The 18,513-nt window shown below is 65.3% G+C and carries 12 protein-coding genes and 1 riboswitch; of the genes, 9 read left to right on the forward strand and 3 right to left on the reverse strand.

All coding sequences use genetic code 11. The annotated features are described in order from the left end of the window. Both BM408_RS02690 and BM408_RS02695 read right to left on the reverse strand, forming a co-directional pair. Positions 1-1,497, reverse strand: coding sequence for a circularly permuted type 2 ATP-grasp protein (locus BM408_RS02690; protein ID WP_092126599.1), 1,497 nt, complete (start codon positions 1,495-1,497; stop codon positions 1-3). Between the two features lie 100 nt (positions 1,498-1,597). After that, positions 1,598-4,108, reverse strand: a complete 2,511-nt coding sequence (locus BM408_RS02695) for a DNA internalization-related competence protein ComEC/Rec2 (RefSeq protein ID WP_092126601.1) — start codon at positions 4,106-4,108, stop codon at positions 1,598-1,600. A gap of 233 nt (positions 4,109-4,341) precedes the next feature. Between BM408_RS02695 and BM408_RS02700 the strand changes: the two genes are divergently transcribed. The 4 genes from BM408_RS02700 to BM408_RS02715 all read left to right on the forward strand — a co-directional run bounded on the left by BM408_RS02700 (position 4,342) and on the right by BM408_RS02715 (position 12,931). Continuing rightward, positions 4,342-7,935: a transglutaminase family protein gene (locus BM408_RS02700; protein ID WP_092126603.1), complete on the forward strand. Its 3,594-nt coding sequence runs from the start codon at positions 4,342-4,344 to the stop codon at positions 7,933-7,935. Positions 7,936-8,008: 73 nt separating this feature from the next. After that, positions 8,009-8,986, forward strand: coding sequence for a hypothetical protein (locus BM408_RS23130; RefSeq protein WP_254774683.1), 978 nt, complete (start codon positions 8,009-8,011; stop codon positions 8,984-8,986). 160 nt (positions 8,987-9,146) lie between these two features. Next, a complete protein-coding gene (locus tag BM408_RS02710; RefSeq protein ID WP_254774684.1) occupies positions 9,147-11,990 on the forward strand; it encodes a circularly permuted type 2 ATP-grasp protein in 2,844 nt (947 codons plus the stop codon). A 23-nt stretch (positions 11,991-12,013) separates the two neighbouring features. Beyond that, positions 12,014-12,931 carry a transglutaminase family protein gene (locus BM408_RS02715; RefSeq protein WP_092126607.1) on the forward strand — a complete coding sequence of 306 codons (918 nt, stop codon included), beginning with the start codon at positions 12,014-12,016 and terminating at the stop codon, positions 12,929-12,931. Here BM408_RS02715 and BM408_RS02720 read toward each other — a convergent pair. Further along, a complete protein-coding gene (locus BM408_RS02720; RefSeq protein WP_092126609.1) occupies positions 12,918-13,856 on the reverse strand; it encodes a LysR substrate-binding domain-containing protein in 939 nt (312 codons plus the stop codon). The two genes, BM408_RS02715 and BM408_RS02720, sit on opposite strands and share 14 nt — an antisense overlap. An 82-nt stretch (positions 13,857-13,938) precedes the next feature. Here BM408_RS02720 and BM408_RS02725 point away from each other — a divergent pair, with 82 nt between their 5' ends. From BM408_RS02725 to BM408_RS02745, 5 genes are all read left to right on the forward strand, one after another. Next, entirely contained in the window at positions 13,939-15,126 is a 1,188-nt protein-coding gene (locus BM408_RS02725; RefSeq protein WP_092126611.1) for a pyridoxal-phosphate dependent enzyme, read from the forward strand. A 37-nt stretch (positions 15,127-15,163) separates the two neighbouring features. Continuing rightward, entirely contained in the window at positions 15,164-16,138 is a 975-nt protein-coding gene (locus tag BM408_RS02730) for a tripartite tricarboxylate transporter substrate binding protein (RefSeq protein ID WP_175541660.1), read from the forward strand. Positions 16,139-16,325: 187 nt separating this feature from the next. Next, on the forward strand, positions 16,326-16,778 hold the full coding sequence (locus BM408_RS02735) for a RidA family protein (RefSeq protein ID WP_092127327.1): 453 nt from the start codon (positions 16,326-16,328) through the stop codon (positions 16,776-16,778). A 2-nt stretch (positions 16,779-16,780) separates the two neighbouring features. Next, the gene (locus BM408_RS02740) at positions 16,781-17,509 is read left to right on the forward strand and encodes a hypothetical protein (RefSeq protein ID WP_092126613.1); all 729 of its coding nucleotides are present in this window, start codon (positions 16,781-16,783) and stop codon (positions 17,507-17,509) included. Between the two features lie 122 nt (positions 17,510-17,631). Continuing rightward, positions 17,632-17,788: riboswitch (FMN riboswitch) on the forward strand. Positions 17,789-17,913: 125 nt separating this feature from the next. After that, positions 17,914-18,426 (forward strand): 6,7-dimethyl-8-ribityllumazine synthase, encoded by a 513-nt coding sequence (locus BM408_RS02745; protein ID WP_092126615.1) that lies wholly within the window; start codon positions 17,914-17,916, stop codon positions 18,424-18,426. The last annotated feature ends 87 nt before the right edge of the window (positions 18,427-18,513 follow it).

An 18,513-nucleotide genomic window follows, 5' to 3' on the forward strand; every position in this document is an offset into this window, starting at 1 on the left:
TTATTTCCCTCCTTGGGTCTGCGACTGCGATTGAGACTGCGAGGCAATGGGCGACGAAGGCCCTTCCAGAATCCAGGTGTCCTTGGTGCCGCCGCCTTGCGATGAATTGACCACCAGCGAGCCGTCTTTGAGCGCCACGCGGGTGAGGCCGCCCGGCACCATCTGCACTTCCTTGCCGCTCAGCACAAAGGGCCGCAGGTCGATATGGCGCGGCGCGATGCCGCTCTCCACATAAGTCGGGCAGGTGGAAAGGCTCAGCGTGGGCTGGGCGATGTAGCCTGACGGGTTGGCCAGCAAGGCCGCGCGGAAGTCCTCAATCTCGGCCTTGGTGGCAGCCGGGCCGACCAGCATGCCGTAGCCGCCTGCGCCGTGCACTTCCTTGACGACCAGGTCCTTCAGGTTGGCCAGCGTGTACTGCAGGTCTTCGTTGTTGCGGCACATATAGGTCGGCACGTTTTTCAGGATGGGCTTTTCGCCCAGATAGAACTCGATCATCTTGGGCACATAGGGGTAGATCGACTTGTCGTCGGCCACGCCGGTGCCGATGGCGTTGCATAGCGAAACATTGCCGCTACGGTACACATTGAGCAGGCCCGCGCAGCCCAGGGTGGAGTTGGGCCGGAAGGCCAGCGGGTCGAGGAAGTCGTCATCAACGCGGCGGTAAATCACATCGACGCGTTTGGGGCCGCGCGTGGTGCGCATGTAGACGAAGTTGTCTTTGACAAAAAGGTCCTGGCCTTCGACCAGCTCAACACCCATCTGCTGCGCAAGAAACGCGTGCTCAAAGTACGCCGAGTTGTACATGCCGGGCGTGAGCACCACCACCGTGGGCTCGGCCGTGGCGGGCGGCGCCATGCCGCGCAGGGTTTCCAGCAACAGGTCGGGGTAATGCGCGACGGGCGCCACGCGGTTCTGGCTGAAGAGCTCGGGGAAGAGCCGCATCATCATCTTGCGGTCTTCCAGCATGTAGCTCACGCCGCTGGGCACACGCAGGTTGTCTTCCAGCACGTAGTACTCGCCCTCGCCCTGCGCATTGGGCGCACGCACGATGTCGATGCCGCTGATGTGCGAATAGATATTGCCGGGCACGTCCACGCCCATCATCTCGGGGCGGAACTGCGCGTTCTGGAAAATCTGCTCGGAGGGGACAACGCCAGCCTTGATGATGTCCTGGCCGTGGTACACGTCGTGGATAAAGCGGTTGAGCGCCGTAACACGCTGGATCAGGCCTTTTTCCATGCTGGCCCATTCGTGGGCCGGGATGATGCGGGGGATCAGGTCAAAGGGAATCAGCCGTTCGGTACCGGCGCCGTCTTCGTCTTTGGCGCCATAGACGGCAAAGGTGATGCCGACGCGGCGGAAAATCATCTCGGCTTCGGCGCGGCGCGCCTCCATCACATCGGCCGGCTGCTTGGCCAGCCAGCGCTGGTAGCCCTGATAGTGCTCACGGACGCTGGATTCCGTGGCGTTCATTTCGTCAAACATCGGTCGGCTCATTGGCTCGTTCTCCAGCAAGTGATGCGCATGGCATTGTTTTAACGTAGCTTAGCAAGTAATGCGCCAATATTGCGCCAAGGCGGTGTGCCCTGCTTTATTTTCAGCGCACAAGTACATGATGCCAGTAGCGCATACCCTCCTCCCGCTGGCAGCGAAAAATTTCCGGCTGCTGGCTTTGCCATGAAGCCGCCCCGCATTGCGGCGACTTCACCAGACGTATGCCGCGCTCTTCATAGCGCGCCACCACGGAATCCACCGGGTGGCCGAAGCGGTTGCGGTAGCCCGCCTGCGCCACCGCCCACTGCGGCTTCACGGCGTCCAGAAACACCGGGCTGGACGAAGTCTTGCTGCCGTGGTGAGGCACCAGCAGTACGTCCGCCTTCAGGCTGGCCGGGTTGGCTGTGGCCAAAGCCAGCTCTTGCGGCGACTCGATGTCGCCCACCAGCAAGGCGGTGCGCCGGCCATTGCTGATGCGCAGCACGCAGCTCATGGCATTGGGTTTGTTGCCGGCAATTCCATAGTCTGCCGCGGCCGGATGCAGCACCTCAAAGACCACACCATCCCACTCCCAGCGCTGGCCGGCCATGCAGCGGCTGGCCTTGCGCAAAGCCTGCAAGGGATGTGTTTCTTCGATCGAACTCATCAGGCGGGCCTGGGCTTGCATGGCCAGCACGGTGGCGGCCCCGCCAATGTGGTCGGTGTCGCGGTGGCTGATCATGAGCACATCCAGGCGGTCGCCCAGCGCCCGCAGCAGCGGCACCAGCACGCGGTGGCCGGCATCGCTTTCGCGCGAAAAGCGCGGCCCCGCGTCATAAAGCAGGCTGTGGCTTGCCGTATGCACCAGCACCGCATTGCCCTGGCCAATGTCGGCCGCCAGCAGCGCAAACTCGCCGGGCGGCACGCGCGCGGGCTGCCACAGCAGCACCGGCAGCAGCAGCGGAAGGCCCAGCGCGCGCCAGCTCCAGGGCAGCCGGGTGGCCAGCAAAGCGCCACCCGCCACGCCGGCCACGGCACACCACAGCGGGGCCGCGGCCACACTGATGGACGCCAAAGGCCAACTCGCCAGCCACTGAAGAAAGAGCGTCAGCACGCCCACCGCCCAGGCCGCCGCCTGCCAAACCGGCGCCCACAGCACGCCCAGCAAAGCCAGGGGCGTTACCACCAGCGTCACCAGAGGGATCGCCACGGCATTGGCCAGCAGGCCGACCAGCGACACCTGGTTGAACAGCAGCAGCGACAGGGGCGTGAGCGCCAGCGTGACCACCCATTGCTCCCGCAGGGCGCCGGCCAGGCCAGCCAGCCAGCCGGGCAGGCGCTGCCGCCAATAACCTTTTTTTACTGAATTCTGGCTGCCAAATTGCTCTTCAGCCCTTTGCTGATGAGCGTAAGCCGCTCCTGAATCTGTAGCAAACAAAACACCGACCGCCACAAAGGAAAGCCAGAACCCGGCCTGCATCAGGGCCCACGGGTCCAGCGCCACCACCACCGCCATGGCGAGCAGCCAGGTCTGCCCCCATGGCCACTGCCGCCCGCCCTGCCGCAGCAGGATCACGGTGGCCAGCATCCAGATGGTGCGCTGCGCGGGCACGCCCCAGCCGGAAAACAGCGCGTACAAGGTGGCGAGCAAAAGCCCGCCCACAGCCCCCGCGCCGCCGGCCGGCACAGCCAGGCACAAGCGGGGCGTGAAGCGCGCCGACCTTCGCCAGAGCCCGCTGATCAGCAGCGATGCCGCCCAGGCAAACATCGTGATGTGCAGGCCGGAAATGCTCATCAAATGCGCTACACCCGTCGCGCGGAACACATCCCAGTCGGCACGCTCAATCGCGTTCTGGTCGCCCACCACCAGCGCGGCAATAACACCCGCCATTTGCCGGTTCTCAATCCGCTGGTAGATCGCTTCACGCACCGCCTGCCGGGCGAGCTCAATCGGGTGCCGCCAGCTGCTGGAAAGCCTGACGGGGGGCGCGTCATGCACACCGGCGCGCACATAGCCGGTGGCTTGCAGGCCCTGCTCCCAGAGCCAGAGTTCGTAGTCAAAACCATGCGGGTTGCTGTTGCCGTGTGGCGCCTTGAGCCGAACCGTCATCCGCCAGCGCTCCCCGGCACGCAGGGTTTGCGGCTGGCGCTGCAGGGCCAACGCCGCCTCGAAGGGGTCGGCGTCCTGCGCGGGCGCGGCGGCTTCACGCCCGGCAAAACCCGAATACCAGCCAAGCAGGATTTGCGGCGGCAAGGTGACGGCCCGGCCATCCAGCCGCGCAGACTCAATGCCCAGACGAAAGCGCACGCCGTCTTCGCCGTGCTGTGGCATCGCCAGCACGCGACCGGTCACCTCGATGTCACGGCCTTCGAGGGCCGGGTTCAACGCGGCAGACTGGAAAACCCCGGCCCGCCAGCCTGCCATGCCAAAACCCAGCAAGGCGGTAACGGTGAACATCAGGCAAACACGGCGCCAGGACGCCGTTCGGCCACCAGCAGAGAACAGAAATACCCCTATGGGCATCCAAGCCAGCAGGGCCACAGCCACGTACCAGGCGGCGGGCCATAGCGCCGGTTGCTGAAGTTGCAGGGCGACGCCCGCGATGAAACCGGCACAGGCCGGCCCCGGGCTCATGGCGCTTTGCCACGGCCCGCTTGATGTTGGTCGCGCCAAGGCGGCCTCCCTTTTTTCGAGGTTGTTTATCCGGCCGCAACCCTGCCCGCAAGCGCCTTAAAGCGCCAGAGAAATATGCGTGGCGCAGCTCTTGCTTTCAGAACATCACCAAATGCGGGTAAGCTGCTCGCATCGTGTTTCCCCAGGCCGCAAGATGTGGCGGCCGTGTTGTCATTTTTTAAAGCGAGGCTGCCTTGTCCATCCACGTTGCCCTGAGCCACATCACGCATTACAAGTACGACCGGCTGGTCAAGCTCGGCCCACAGGTTGTCCGGCTGCGGCCCGCGCCGCACAGCCGCACCCAGGTGCTTTCGTATTCGCTCAAGGTCGAGCCCGCGGGGCATTTCATCAACTGGCAGCAGGACCCGTTTGCCAACTACCAGGCCCGGCTGGTGTTTCCGGAGCCGACGCGCGAGTTCAAGGTCACGGTGGACCTGGTGGTCGAGATGGCGGTGTTCAACCCCTTCGACTTCTTTCTCGAACCCGCCGCCGAGGAGTTTCCCTTTGCCTACAACGCGCTGCAGGCCCGTGAGCTGGCGCCTTACCTGGCCACCCAGCCGGCCACGCCGCTCTTCAAGCGCTACCTCGAAAAAATCGACCGCACGCCCAAGCGCACCATCGACTTCCTGGTGGGCCTGAACCAAAGCCTGCAGTCGGACATCAAATACTCCATCCGCATGGAGCCCGGCGTGCAGACGCCTGAAGAAACCTTGCGCCTGGCCTGCGGCTCCTGCCGCGACACTGGCTGGCTGCTGGTGCAATTGCTGCGGCACATGGGTTTGGCGGCGCGCTTTGTGTCGGGCTATTTGATCCAGCTCAAGGCCGACGTCAAATCGATCGACGGCCCCAGCGGCGCCGAAACTGACTTCACCGACCTGCACGCCTGGTGCGAGGTGTTTTTGCCTGGCGCAGGCTGGGTGGGGCTGGACCCGACCTCGGGCCTGATGGCGGGCGAAGGCCACATTCCGCTGGCCTGCACGCCCGAGCCTTCGAGCGCCGCGCCTGTAGAAGGCGGTGTCGACAAATCCGAAGTCGAGTTTGAACACCACATGGCGGTGCAGCGCATTTACGAGTCACCACGCGTGACCAAGCCCTATACCGAGGAGCAATGGCAAGAGGTGCTGGCGCTCGGCGAAAAAGTCGACAAAGACCTGGCCGCCGGTGACGTGCGCCTGACCATGGGCGGCGAGCCGACCTTTGTGGCCACCACCGACCGCGACGCGGCCGAATGGAACATCGATGCGCTGGGGCCCACCAAGCGCGGCTACGCCACCGAGCTGGTGCAAAAGCTGCGCGCCGAATACGGCGAAGGCGGCTTCCTGCATTTCGGCCAGGGCAAGTGGTACCCCGGCGAGCAATTGCCGCGCTGGGCGCTCAGCATTTTCTGGCGCAAGGACGGCCAGCCGATCTGGCAGAACCCGGACCTGTTTGCCGACGAACGCCAGCCCTGCAACTACACCAGTGCCGACGCACAGCGCTTTGTGCAAACGCTGGCGGGCAAGCTGGGCCTGGCCACGACTTACATCACGCCGGGGTATGAAGACACCTGGTACTACCTCTGGCGTGAACGCCGGCTGCCGGTCAACGTTGACCCCTTTGATTCGAAGCTGGATGACGCCATGGAGCGCGAGCGCCTGCGCCGTGTCTTCATGCAGGGCCTGGATTCGGTGGTGGGCTATGTGCTGCCGCTGCAGACCAAAGAGCAGCTCAAGCAACGCAACGCCGGCGCCTCGCCTTCGCTGGCCGGCCCGAAGTGGACGACCGGCCCCTGGTTCTTCCGCGATGAGCGCATGTACCTGATGCCGGGCGATTCGCCCATGGGCTACCGCCTGCCGCTGGATTCGGTGCCCTGGGTGTCGAAGACAGACTACCCCTACATGATCGAGGCCGACCCGTTTGCGCCGCGGCAGGAGCTGCCGTCGGCCTCGGCGATGGCTGCGCGCTACAACGGCAGCTTTACCGCAGCCCAGGGCGCCGCACCGGCAGCCCCGTCCGCCGGCGGCAGCGCCAGCTCACTGGCGCAGTACATGGCGCGCTACCTGACGGGCAATACCGCACTGTCGCAAGCCAGCCGAATCCTGCAGTTCCGCCCGCTGGGCAATGCTGGTGCGGATGGAAAGCCGGCAAGCGCCGCGGCAGAGACAGCCATGCCCAACAACGACCGCGCGCCCCAGCCTTTCGAGTCAGCCGCCTGGCTCACACGCACCGCGCTCTGCGTCGAAGTGCGTGACCCCTCCCGCGCCAACGGCCCCAAAGACAAACCCAAGGCCGACCCGGACAGCAAGGCCAACAAATCCGGCCGAGGCGAAGTGGGCGCGATTTATGTCTTTATGCCGCCCATGGAGCGGCTGGAAGACTACCTGGACCTGCTGGCCGCGGTGGAGGCCACGGCGCAATCACTGGGCGTGAGCATCGTGCTCGAAGGCTACCCGCCGCCGCGCGACCCGCGCCTGAAAATGCTGCAGGTCACGCCGGACCCGGGTGTCATTGAAGTCAACATCCACCCCGCCTACAACTGGGGCGAGCTGGTGGAGCACACCGAGTTCCTCTACAAGATCGCACATGAGACGCGCCTGTCAGCCGAGAAGTTCATGACCGACGGCCGCCACACCGGCACCGGTGGCGGCAATCACTTTGTGCTAGGCGGCGCCACGCCGGCCGACAGCCCCTTCCTGCGCAAGCCCGAGGTGCTGGGCAGCCTGATCGCCTATTGGCACAACCATCCTTCGCTGAGCTATTTGTTCTCGGGCATGTTCATAGGCCCAACCAGCCAGGCGCCGCGTGTGGACGAAGCCCGCAACGACCAGCTGTATGAACTCGAAATCGCCCTGCGCGAGATAGAAAACAACCGCAAAAAATACGGCGCCGACATGCCGCCATGGCTGGTGGACCGCACGCTGCGCAACATCCTGGTCGATGTGACCGGCAACACGCACCGCAGCGAGTTCTGCATCGACAAGATGTATTCACCCGACTCGACCACGGGCCGCCTGGGCCTGCTGGAGCTGCGCGCCTTTGAGATGCCGCCGCATGCGCGCATGAGCATTGCCCAGCAACTGCTGCTGCGCGCGCTGGTGGCGCGCTTCTGGAACAAGCCCTACCACGGGCGCGTCACGCGCTGGGGCACCGAGCTGCATGACCGCTTCCTGCTGCCCGGCTTTATCCGCATGGATTTTGAAGACGTGCTGACCGAGCTGCGCGAAGCCGGCTACGCCTTTGACATGGCCTGGTTTGAACCGCACTTCGAATTCCGCTTCCCGCTGATCGGGCAGGTCAAGTCCAACAGCATCGAGCTCACACTGCGCAGCGCGCTGGAGCCCTGGCATGTGATGGGCGAGGAAGGCTCGGCCGGCGGCACAGTACGTTATGTGGATTCGTCGCTGGAACGCATCGAGGTGCATGTGACGGGCCTGAACGACAACCGCTACGTGATCACCGTCAACGGCCGCGCGCTGCCGCTGCAAAGCACGGGGCGCGTTGGTGAATATGTGGCGGGCGTTCGCTACAAGGCCTGGAACCCGCCTTCGGCGCTGCACCCCTCCATCGGCGTGCATGCACCGCTCACGTTTGACATCGTCGACACCTGGATGGAGCGCTCGCTGGGCGGCTGCCAATACCATGTGGCGCACCCGGGCGGGCGCAACTACGACACGCTGCCGGTCAACTCATACGAGGCCGAAAGCCGCCGCCTGACCCGCTTTTTCCGCATGGGCCACACGCCCGGCAAGATGCGCGTGGCGCCGGCGCAGCCAAGCCGGGAGTTCCCGTTTACGCTGGATTTACGCTGAAGCTCAATCGGGGCGGGTTCTGCCCTGATTGCCTTCTACATTGCACTCATCTGCTTTAACCGTAAGGAATGCCATGAGTGCCGCCGCCCAACCCGTCATAGCCTCCGATCAAGGTCAGCATGACTTTGATTTTTTGCACGGCCACTGGCAGGTCCACAACCGCCGCCTGCGCCAGCGTTTGCTCGGCAGCACCGACTGGGAAAGTTTTGACGCCACGCAGTATTGCCAGCCCCTGCTAGGCGGTCTGGGCAACACCGACGAGTTGCGCCATGGCGCCGGGCCGGTTGGCATGTCGCTGCGATTTTTTGACCTGCAGGCGCGACAGTGGCAGATTTATTGGGTCGACCCGCGCGACGGCTTGCTGCAACCGCCGGTCCGAGGCACCTTTGCCGACGGCACGGGCGTGTTTGAAGGCGTGGACACGCACGAAGGCCAGCCGGTGCGGGTGCGCTTTACCTGGTCGGGCACACGAAGCGGCACACCGCAATGGGAGCAGGCTTTTTCGGCCGATGAGGGCAAAAGCTGGGAGACCAACTGGGTGATGTCTTTCACGCGCCTTGACGCCCCGCCGCCGGCGTACGAGCCGCTGCCCTCGGCCGATCACGGTTTTGATTTCTTTTTCGGGCGCTGGAAGGTCCGCAACCGCCGCCTGCTCACGTCACCGCTGAACGGAAATGACTGGGAAGTTTTTGAGGGCCGGCAAACCTGCGAACCGCTGCTTGGCGGCCTGGCCAACTACGACGAGTTGCATGATGCGCAAGGCGTGCCCTTGGGCCTGTCCATCCACCTGTTTGACCTGGCAGCCGGGCGCTGGATCGCCCGCTGGGTCTCGGCGCGCGACGGCCTGCTGCAGCCTCCTGTCACCGGTGGTTTTGACAAGGCCGGCGGCGTGTTTGAAGGCACGGACGCGGTCAATGGCCAGTCTGTGCGTCTGCGCTATATCTGGTCGTGCCTGGACACGCCTGAGCCGCGCTGGGAACAAGCCCATTCGGCCGACGCAGGCCAAACCTGGACCACCAACTGGGTCATGGACTACTCACGCGCAGGTTGAAGGATAGGAAGAGGCCTTCCGGGGCCCCGCCGGCAGCCCCTATCAGTCTGTCTTATGGGTGCAACATTTGCATGCCGAGGCGGCATAAATAGCGCTTTGCCAAGGCATTCGCCCTGCGCTGCGCCTTGAGAGGCGCGGGCCGCAGGCATACTTGCAAGACGTGGAAAATAACACCGAGTCACTTTTTGCCGCCCAGGCGCTTGAATCCCCCTGCGCCCTGGCCGCCGCGCTGGCGCCGCATGCGTCGGCGGGGCATTTCGACGAGTTGCGGGGCAGGGTTTCCGAAGGCCCTGCGGAAGCAGCCGCGCCGGCGCAACAACCCGTGCTGCGTGCGGCCGGCAGCGCGCCCGAAGCCCCCTCTCAGCAAGCCCATGCGCCATCCGCCGACGACGACACCCTGTCGCCCGAATGGACGCGCTTTTTTAACTTCCTGGGCGCCGACGGTTTTTATGACCTGAACCACCGCACCGCCAACCTGCGCCGCCAGATCCGCGACAACGGCGTGACCTACAACGTCTACGCCGACGCCAACGGCCCGCAGCGGCCCTGGGCGCTGGATCTCTTCCCGATGATGGTGTCGGCCGGCGACTGGGCGCACATCGAGGCCGGCATCCAGCAACGCGCCCGCCTGCTGGACCGTGTGATGGCTGACATTTACGGCCCGCAGGAGCTGCTCTCCAAAGGCCTGTTGCCCAGTGCACTGGTGCATGCCCACCCCGGCTATTTGCGCGGCATGCAGGGTGTGCAGCCTGCGGGCGGCACCTACCTGCACATTGCCGCTTTCGACATCGCCCACGGCCCTGACGGCCGCTGGTCGGTGGTGTCGCAGCGCACGCAGGCGCCTTCGGGCCTGGGTTACCTGCTGGAAAACCGCCTGACCATCTCCCTGCTGTTCCCTGAAGCCTTCCGTGAAATGAAAGTGGAGCGGCTGGCTGCGTCGTACAAGGCGCTGGTCGACGGCCTCAAGGCCATGAGCCCGGGCGACAGCCACGAAGAAAGCCGCGTGGTGCTGCTGACCCCGGGGCCCTACAACGAAACCTATTTCGAACACGCCTACCTCGCGCGCTTTTTGGGCCTGACGCTGGTCGAAGGCAGCGACCTGCTGGTGCGCGACGACAAGCTGTACCTGAAAACCCTGCGTGGCCTGGAACGGGTGCACGGGCTGCTCAAGCGGCTGGACGATGAATTCCTCGACCCGCTGGAGTTGCGCTCGGACTCCACCCTGGGCGTGCCCGGCCTGCTGCAGGTCATACGCGCCGGCAATGTGCTGGTGGTCAACACACCGGGCTCGGCCTTTCTTGAATCCAGCGCGCTGCTGGGCTTTTTGCCTGCGCTGTCGGAACATCTGCTCGGTGAAACACTGGCCCTGCCCTCGCTGGCCACCTGGTGGTGCGGCGAGCAGGCCGTCATGCAGGACGTGCTGGGCCAGCTCAAGAACTCGGTGATCAAGCCGACTTACCCCGGCTCCGGCATGGAGTCCGTCATTGGCCACACGCTGTCGCGCCGCGCGCTGGACGAGTGGGCCGGCCGCATCGTGCGCCGCGGCGAGGACTACACCGTGCAGTCCTACCTGCCGCTGCCGCAGACGCCCACCTGGCAGGGCGAGCGGATTTCGCCGCGCTCGGCCATGCTGCGCGTGTTTGCCGTGGCCGACGGCAATGGCTCCTGGCAGGTATTGCCCGGCGGCCTGGCACGGCTGGCCGGCAAGAACGAAAACATGTCGTCGATGCAGCACGGCGGCAGCAGCGCCGATGTGTGGGTGCTGGGTGACCCGTCTGAAAACAGGGCCGCCACATCCACACGTACTGAGCAACCCGCGCCCGGCTGGGCGGCGGCGCCGCTGCGCCATCGCCCGCCCGTCACCAGCCGCGCGGCCGAAAATCTTTTCTGGCTGGGCCGTTACACCGAGCGCTCTGAAAACTCCACGCGCCTGGCGCAAATCACGCTGCAATGCCTGGGCGGTGAAGACCAGACCTCACAACCCCTGCTCGCCTGGCTGACCAGCATGGCGGTCGGCAATGCACTGGTGCTGGACACCGTGCCGCCGGCCACGCAGGCGCGCCGTGTGTTCGAACGCGCCCTGATCGCCAACCTGGCGGATACCGAGCAGGCGGCCAGCGTGGGCTTTAACCTGCGGGCGCTCAAGAGCGCGGCCTCGGCCGTGCGTGAGCGCCTGTCGCAAGAGCAGTGGCACATGATCGTGCGCACCGAGGCCGACTTCTTTCAGCGCTGCGCGATTTTCAGCGCGGTCACTCCAGCCGGTGCGGCCAGTGCAGCCGGCCATAGCCAGCACCAGAGCCAGCATCAGGGCCACACACAAAGCCAGAGTCAAAGCCAGAGCCCGCTCGCCGCCTACCCGCTCGAATACTCGTCCGTTGAAGCCCTGCGCGCACTTGAATCGGCCAGCGGCTTTCTCTCGGCCATGACGGGCGCGCAAACCGACCGCATGACCCGCGACGACGGCTGGCGCCTCTTGAGCGTGGGCCGTCTCATCGAGCGGCTCAACACCCTGGCCGGTGCGCTGGTGCGCGGCTTTGAAACCGGATCGGTTTTTGAAGAAGGCGGTTTCAACGCCATGGTGGCGCTGTTCGACAGCACCATCACCTTCCATGCGCAATACCAGCAACGCCGCGACATCCCGGCGCTGCTCGATTTGCTGGTGCTGGACCGCGACAACCCGCGCTCACTGGGCTGGGTGGTGCAAACCTTGCGCGGGCGCCTGGCCAAACTCGCAGGCAGTGCACCCGGCGACCTGCCCGACCTGGCCATGGAACTGCCGGACCCCGGTAGCTGGGCGCTGGCGGACCTGTGCCAGGGTTCGTCCGCCTGCGAAGACGATAAGGGCGGTGAAGGCGATGAAGACTCCGCAAGCGGCAGCCGCCACTATGTGCATTTGATCCAGCTGCTCGACCAATGCTGCGACGCGGCGCTAGACCTGTCGGACACCCTGAGCCGCCGCTACTTCAGCCACGCGGCATCGGGCAGCCAGAGCCTGGGCGCTTAAGCACCCGGCCGGCGGAGTCATTCATGCTGCTTCATGTCGTCCACGAAACCCATTACCGCTATGCGCCGGCGGTGGAAAACGCGCACCATGTGGTGCACCTCAAACCCGCCAACCGCAACGGCCAAAGCCTCTTGAGCTACGACCTGCGCATTGACCCCGCGCCCGTGCAGTTGCGCGAAACCGTGGATGTGTACGGCAACACACGCAGCTATTTTTCGCTGCAAGCTGCGCATGAAAGCCTGACGGTGGTGGCCGACAGCGTTGTCTCCACCTCGGTGGCCAACCCGCTGCAATCAGAGGCATCGCTTTCTACCGGCAAGTCCGCGCCGCCGCCCTGGGAGCAGGTGCGGGAGCAGTTTCGCTACCGCGCAGGCGCGGCGTACGACAGCGCCTCCGAATTTCTTTTCGCCTCACCCTATGTGCCGCGCGACGAAGCTTTTGTCGAGTTTGCCCGGCCCAGTTTTTTACCCGGCAGGCCGCTGCCGGACGCGGCGCGTGACCTGATGGAGCGCATCCACAGCACGATGACGTACGAGAGCGAGAGCACCGAAGTCAACACACCGGCGCTTGAAGCACTCCAGCAAGGCAAAGGCGTGTGCCAGGATTTCGCCCACATCATGGTGGCCTGCTGCCGCGCAATGGGTTTGCCGGCGCGTTATGTCAGCGGCTATCTGCTGACCAGCCCGCCGCCCGGCCAGCCCCGCCTGGTGGGCAGCGACGCCTCGCATGCCTGGGCCTCGGTGTACTGCCCGGGCGTGGGCACCTGGCTGGACTTCGACCCCACCAACAACCGCGCGCCGGGCGAAGACTATGTGACGCTGGCCACCGGCCGCGACTTCCTGGATGTATCGCCGATGCGCGGCGTGATTCGCGGCGGGGCGCAGCACATCCTCGACGTAGCTGTGACAGTCGAGCCTCTGCCCGCCACTACGGGGAATTGAGCGCCGGCTCGCCGAGCAGCGAGCCTTCGGGCAGGCCGCGCGCCAGCCAGCGCCGGCACAGCCCCACAAACTCCTGTGCCGCCCCCGATTGCGCCTGCTTCGGCTTGAAAGCCAGCAAGGCACGAAACCACACATCAGCCGCCAGCGGCACGCTGCGCAGGCCCAGCGCCAGGTATTCACGCGCCACCAGCGGATTGGTCACCGCCAGCCCGGCGCCGGCCAGCACCAGCGCGCACTGCGTCGCGCTGTAAGGGGTTTCAATCACAAAGCGTGGCTGCACACCGGCCTGCGCCAGCGCGGCCTCCAGCCGTCGCTGTGCCGGATCGGTTGCCGACAGCCCCACCAGCGGCGCCTCCTGCAGATCCTGTGGGTGCAGCAGCTGCTTGCGTGCCAGCGGGTGGGTGGCGGGCATCACACAAACGGCGGGCGCCTGGTAGAACATTGAAGACACCAGCCCGCTGGTGTCGGCCTCGTCCCCCAGAAAAGCCAGGTCCACCGCGCCCTGGAACAAGGCCTCTCGCAGCACCTTGGAGCTGTCGACCATGAGCAGGCAGCGCGTGCGCGGGTAGCTGCGCTGAAACTCCGCCAGCGCCCAGGGCATGACGCTGGCCGCCATGGCGTGCAGCGAACCGATGCGCAGCACCGTGTCTTCATGCGATTGCAGGGCGACGATTTTGCGCTGCACGGCTTCCAGCCCTTCGTAGACCCGCTCAACCTCTTCCATCAGCGCATGCGCCTCGGGCGTGGGCGTGAGCTTGCCCTTGGGCCGGTCAAACAGCTTGAGCCCGGCGCGGGCCTCGAGCTGCTGCAGCAGCTGCGTCACCGCCGGCTGGCTGACATGCAGGGCAGCCGCCGCACGGTTGGCCGTGCCCAGCCGCATCACCATGCGAAACACCTCGATCTGGCGTGCGCTTGCGTCTGCCATGGCCGTCTCCTATAAGTTTTACTTATTTTAAATCGCGAACTGGGCACACACGGCGGCCCTTGGCCTTCATACCATCTGCCTCATGAATTCCGCTTCTTTCGAATCCCCTAAAAGCCCGGCCTCGGTCAGCCGCAACCCCCGGCTGGCGCAGCTGCGCTGCATCCACTGCGCCCGTGAATACCCGCTGCAGGACCTGCCCGCCGGCTGCCCGAATTGCGCGGCAGAAGGCACGCCGGCCAGCCTGGAAGCCGTTTACACCCGACTGCCCACAAGCCTGAAAACCGCCAGCGAAGGTTATAAGTGGGGCGACTGGCTGCCTTACTCAAAAGGCGCTTCCCTGGGCGAAGGCAGCACGCCCTGCCTGGACCTGCCGCGCCTGGCGCGTGAACTGGGCGTGCGCCAGCTTTCAGCCAAACATGAGGGCATGAACCCCACCGGCTCGCACAAGGACCGCATGTCGTCACAGGCCGTCAGCCGCGCGCTGGATGTGGGCGCGCAGACGGTGGTGCTGGCCTCCAGCGGCAATGCGGCGGTGTCGGCGGCGGCCTATTGCGCGGCCGCCGGGCTGCGCTGCGAGATTGCGACCTATCACGACATGCCGGTGCCCTATGCGCGGGCGCTGCATTACCTGGGCGCGCAACGTGTGGTGTTCGACCGCGGCTTCGGCCGCTGGGACCATGTGCGCCGCCGGGTGGAGCAGGACGGCGCTTTCGCGCTGACCAACTACACCGTGCCCGCCGTCGGCAGCCCGGTGTTTGGCGTGGAAGGCTACCGCGCCGTGGCGTTTGAATGTGTGGCCGACGGCTGTGTGCCCGACCACGTGCTGGTGCCCACCGCGCGCGGTGATCTGCTTTGGGGCCTGTACAGCGGCTTTCGCGACCTGCTGCACGGCGGCCTGATCGAGCGCATGCCGCGCCTCTGGGCAGTGGAGCCCTTTGCACGCCTTTCCAGGGTGCTGGAGGGCGCACCGCTGCAGTCCGAATTCAGCGGACAGACGGCGCAGTTCTCCATCAGCGGCAGCACCGTCACGCTGCAGCAGCAACGCGCGGTGCGGCAATCGGGCGGCGGCGCTGTTGTGGTGGATGACGCCGGCGCCATTGAAGGTTTGTCAAAGCTCGCCGCGCAGGGCCTGTGGGTAGAGCTTTGCGCCGGCGCCTGCGTGACCGCGCTGGCCCGGCTGCGCGAGCGGGGCGAGGTTGAGCCCGCGCACCACGCCTTGCTGCTGCTGACCGCCAAGGGCGACCGCGACGCGTTTGAAGCCCTCGCCTGATTTCATCCATCCCCTCCCGCCTGCGAAGGAATTTCCCATGATCTCCCTGAAGACCCGATTGCTCACCCTCCTCTTTGCCTCTACCTGCCTGATCGCCGGCGGCGCCCACGCGGCTTACCCTGACAAGCCCCTGCGCCTGATCGTGCCCTGGGCGCCGGGCGGCAGCACCGACGCGATTGCACGCGCCGTCGCGCAGCGCATGAGCGAGACCATGGGCCAGACCGTGGTGGTGGACAACCGCTCCGGCGCCTCCGGCCGCATCGGCACTGAGGCTGCCGCCAAGGCGCCGCCTGACGGCTATACCTTTGCCATCGTTGAGTTGCCGCATGCGATTGCGCCGGCAGTCTTCAACAAAATGCCCTATGACCTGCTGCGCGACTTCACGCCGATTTCCATGGTCGGCACCTCGCCGCTGCTGCTGTTTGCCAGCGGCGCGCAGTACAAGAACGGCGACATCAAAGGCTTCCTGAAAAACTACCGCGGCAGCAAGGTGCCGCTGACGCTGGCCCACAGCGGCAACGGCTCCATCAGCCACCTGTCGGGCGAGCTGTTCTCCAGCGCCGCCGGCATCCAGGTCAACGCCATCCCCTATCGCGGCTCCGCCCCCGCGCTCACCGACGTGGCGGCCGGCCAGGTCGATGGCCACTTCGCCACGATGGCCAGCGGCAGCGCGCTGCTGGGCGCAGGCAAGATCTCCGCGCTGATGGTGACGGGCAGCGCCCGCCTGGCCGGCTTGCCCGGCGTGCCAACGGCGCGGGAAGCCGGCATGGAGGGCATGCAGTTCAACCAGTGGTGGGCCCTGGTGGCGCCCGCCACCACGCCCATCGAGATCGTCGAGCGGCTGCGCGCCGAAGCCGTGGCGGCGCTGGCCCATGCGTCGACGCGTGAGCGGCTCACCACACTGGGCATTGATCTGAAGGGCTCGACCCGCGACGAACTGCGCGCCTTTATGCGCAGCGAAGTCGACCGCTGGGGTGCGGTGGTTCGCAAGGCCGGCATCAAACCCGAATAAACGCGCTGGCAGCGAAGCGCCTTCCATCACTTCCTTTCATGCCGCTACAGGCCCCGCAAGCCGGGGGCCTGTCCTACAATTCCCTGCACCGCCGGCCTTCTCTGCCCCGCAACCGCTATAAAAGCTATAGCTGATTGCGCAGGTGGTTACCGGGCTGACAGCCTTTTTCATCATCAAGGGAACCCTCATGAGCGCCTATGACAAGCTGAAAGCACTGAACATCACCCTGCCCCCCGTGGCCATCCCCGTCGCCGCCTACCTGCCCTTTGTGCAGACCGGCAAGCTGGTGTTCCTGAGCGGCCACATCGCCAAGAAAGACGGCAAGCCCCTCGTCGGCCAGCTGGGCAAAAACATGACGACCGAAGAAGGCAAGGCAGCGGCACGCTCCATCGCCATCGACCTGATGGGCACGCTCGAAGCCGCAGTAGGCCTGGGCAAGGTCAAGCGCATCGTCAAGCTGATGAGCCTGGTCAATTCCACCGGCGACTACACCGAGCAGCACCTGGTGACCAACGGCGCGAGCGAGTTGTTTGCCGAAGTCTTCGGCGATGCCGGCAAGCATGCGCGCAGCGCCTTCGGCGTGTCGCAGGTCCCGATGGGCGCTTGTGTTGAGATCGACCTGATCGCCGAAGTCGAGTAAGCGTGAGCACCCTGCCCCGCCCCGCTCACATCACGCGCCGGGCCGTGGGTCTTGCCCTTGCCTCGGCGAGCTTCATTGGCGCGTCGTACGCGCAGTCGCCCTCGCCGTCGCCCTCGCAGGAAAGCGTTGCCGGCGACTACATGCTGCAAGGCGTGATGGAAACCGGCTCCGGCCTGCGCTTGAGCACCGACGGCAGCTACCGGTTTTTCCTGATGGTTGGTTCGGTGGACGAAATCGACCAGGGCCGCTGGTACATCGAAAATTCGAATGTGGTGCTGGAGTCCACGGCGCCACCGCAAGTCCCCACATTTACCTTTCTGCGCTCCAGCAGGGAGCCCGGCGGCGCCGCCAAAGTGAGCTTTGAAGGCCCGGATGCGGAAAAGGTGCCCGGGCTGGCGCAAGTCGATTTCACGGTCAACGGACTTGCCGTCCCGGCACGCAGGGCGCGCTCTGCCAGCCTGGAGGCGGAGATCTTCGATGTGCCGATCAGCAAAGTCAGCCTGTTTTACCTGGGCGTGATGCGCAACTACGCCGTGGTGGTGCATCGCCCCCAGGATCCCAGCCACAACCATTTTGTGTTTGGCGCCGTTTTGGGCAACTACGGTTTCGTGCGTTTCGACAAACAGAGCCTGGCCATTGACGGCGACAGGCTGCGGATGAAGCCGCCGGGCATGGCGTTTGGGCCAGACCGCGAGTTTCGTTATGCCAAGGTGAAGCCCAAATCGCCTTGACGTCCTTGAGGCTCTTCACCGTGCAGTGTTCCCCCTGCGCGCAGCAGGGCGGCTCCGGCAGACCGGCGGCAGCGTCCGCCAGCGCCCATTAAACTCAACCCGTCCCGGCCATTTTGCCGGGGCAGCGTTCTCAGGGCGGGGTGAAATTCCCCACCGGCGGTGTTTGCAGGCAACTGCATCAGCCCGCGAGCGCCCGGCCTTCCTCACGGCAGGCCGGGGTCAGCAGATTCGGTTCAACTCCGAAGCCGACGGTCACAGTCCGGATGAAAGAGAGCGCGATGCAAACGGCTGTACCGTGGGCGTTTACGACTGGGCGCGTTCTGCGCTGCGGTCGTTCGCGTTTCCACGAGTAAAGCCGCAGGCTCGTGCGCCCTGATTCTGGTAACACCTAACAGAGGCCATCCATGAGTCAGTCAACCAAGTCCCCAGCTTCCGCCACCCAATCCGGCGGCTCCCCTTCCAAGGCGCGTTTTGCCTTTATCCAGTCGTCCTGGCACGAAGACATCGTGGACCAGGGCCGCGGCGCCTTCCTGGCCGAAATGGCCCGGCAAGGCGTGGGCGCCGAATCCATAGACACCTTTGAAGTGCCCGGTGCGTTTGAAATCCCGCTGCACGCCAAAAAGCTGGCGCAATCGGGCCGCTATGCGGGCGTCGTCTGCTGCGGGCTGGTGGTGGACGGCGGCATTTACCGCCATGAGTTTGTGGCCGACGCGGTCATCAGCGCACTGATGGGCATCCAGCTGGAAACCGGCGTGCCGGTGTTTTCAGCGGTGCTGACGCCGCAGCATTTTCATGAGCATGAGGAACACCGCAAGTTCTTCACCGCCCACTTCCTGACCAAGGGCAAGGAAGTGGCGCAGGCCTGCCTGGAGACGGTGGCGGGCCTGAAGAAGCTGGATTCGCTGCTCGCGGCCTGAAATCAGCGCCCTGGAGGCTTCATCGCCTCCAGCGGTCTCGCTATTAATTCAGGAGCTTCTTACGCCCGCCCTTAAAGGGCTTCAGCC

This window comes from Polaromonas sp. YR568, from assembly GCF_900116715.1.
GTDB lineage: Bacteria > Pseudomonadota > Gammaproteobacteria > Burkholderiales > Burkholderiaceae_C > Polaromonas.

What these genes read in the sequence shown, in the direction of transcription:
- BM408_RS02690 (WP_092126599.1), bottom strand. Translation starts at nt 1,497, where the DNA reads ATGAGCCGACCGATGTTTGACGAAATGAACGCCACGGAATCCAGCGTC.
- BM408_RS02695 (WP_092126601.1), bottom strand. Translation starts at nt 4,108, where the DNA reads ATGAGCCCGGGGCCGGCCTGTGCCGGTTTCATCGCGGGCGTCGCCCTG.
- BM408_RS23130 (WP_254774683.1), top strand. Translation starts at nt 8,009, where the DNA reads ATGAGTGCCGCCGCCCAACCCGTCATAGCCTCCGATCAAGGTCAGCAT.
- BM408_RS02715 (WP_092126607.1), top strand. Translation starts at nt 12,014, where the DNA reads ATGCTGCTTCATGTCGTCCACGAAACCCATTACCGCTATGCGCCGGCG.
- BM408_RS02720 (WP_092126609.1), bottom strand. Translation starts at nt 13,856, where the DNA reads ATGGCAGACGCAAGCGCACGCCAGATCGAGGTGTTTCGCATGGTGATG.
- BM408_RS02725 (WP_092126611.1), top strand. Translation starts at nt 13,939, where the DNA reads ATGAATTCCGCTTCTTTCGAATCCCCTAAAAGCCCGGCCTCGGTCAGC.
- BM408_RS02730 (WP_175541660.1), top strand. Translation starts at nt 15,164, where the DNA reads ATGATCTCCCTGAAGACCCGATTGCTCACCCTCCTCTTTGCCTCTACC.
- BM408_RS02735 (WP_092127327.1), top strand. Translation starts at nt 16,326, where the DNA reads ATGAGCGCCTATGACAAGCTGAAAGCACTGAACATCACCCTGCCCCCC.
- BM408_RS02745 (WP_092126615.1), top strand. Translation starts at nt 17,914, where the DNA reads ATGAGTCAGTCAACCAAGTCCCCAGCTTCCGCCACCCAATCCGGCGGC.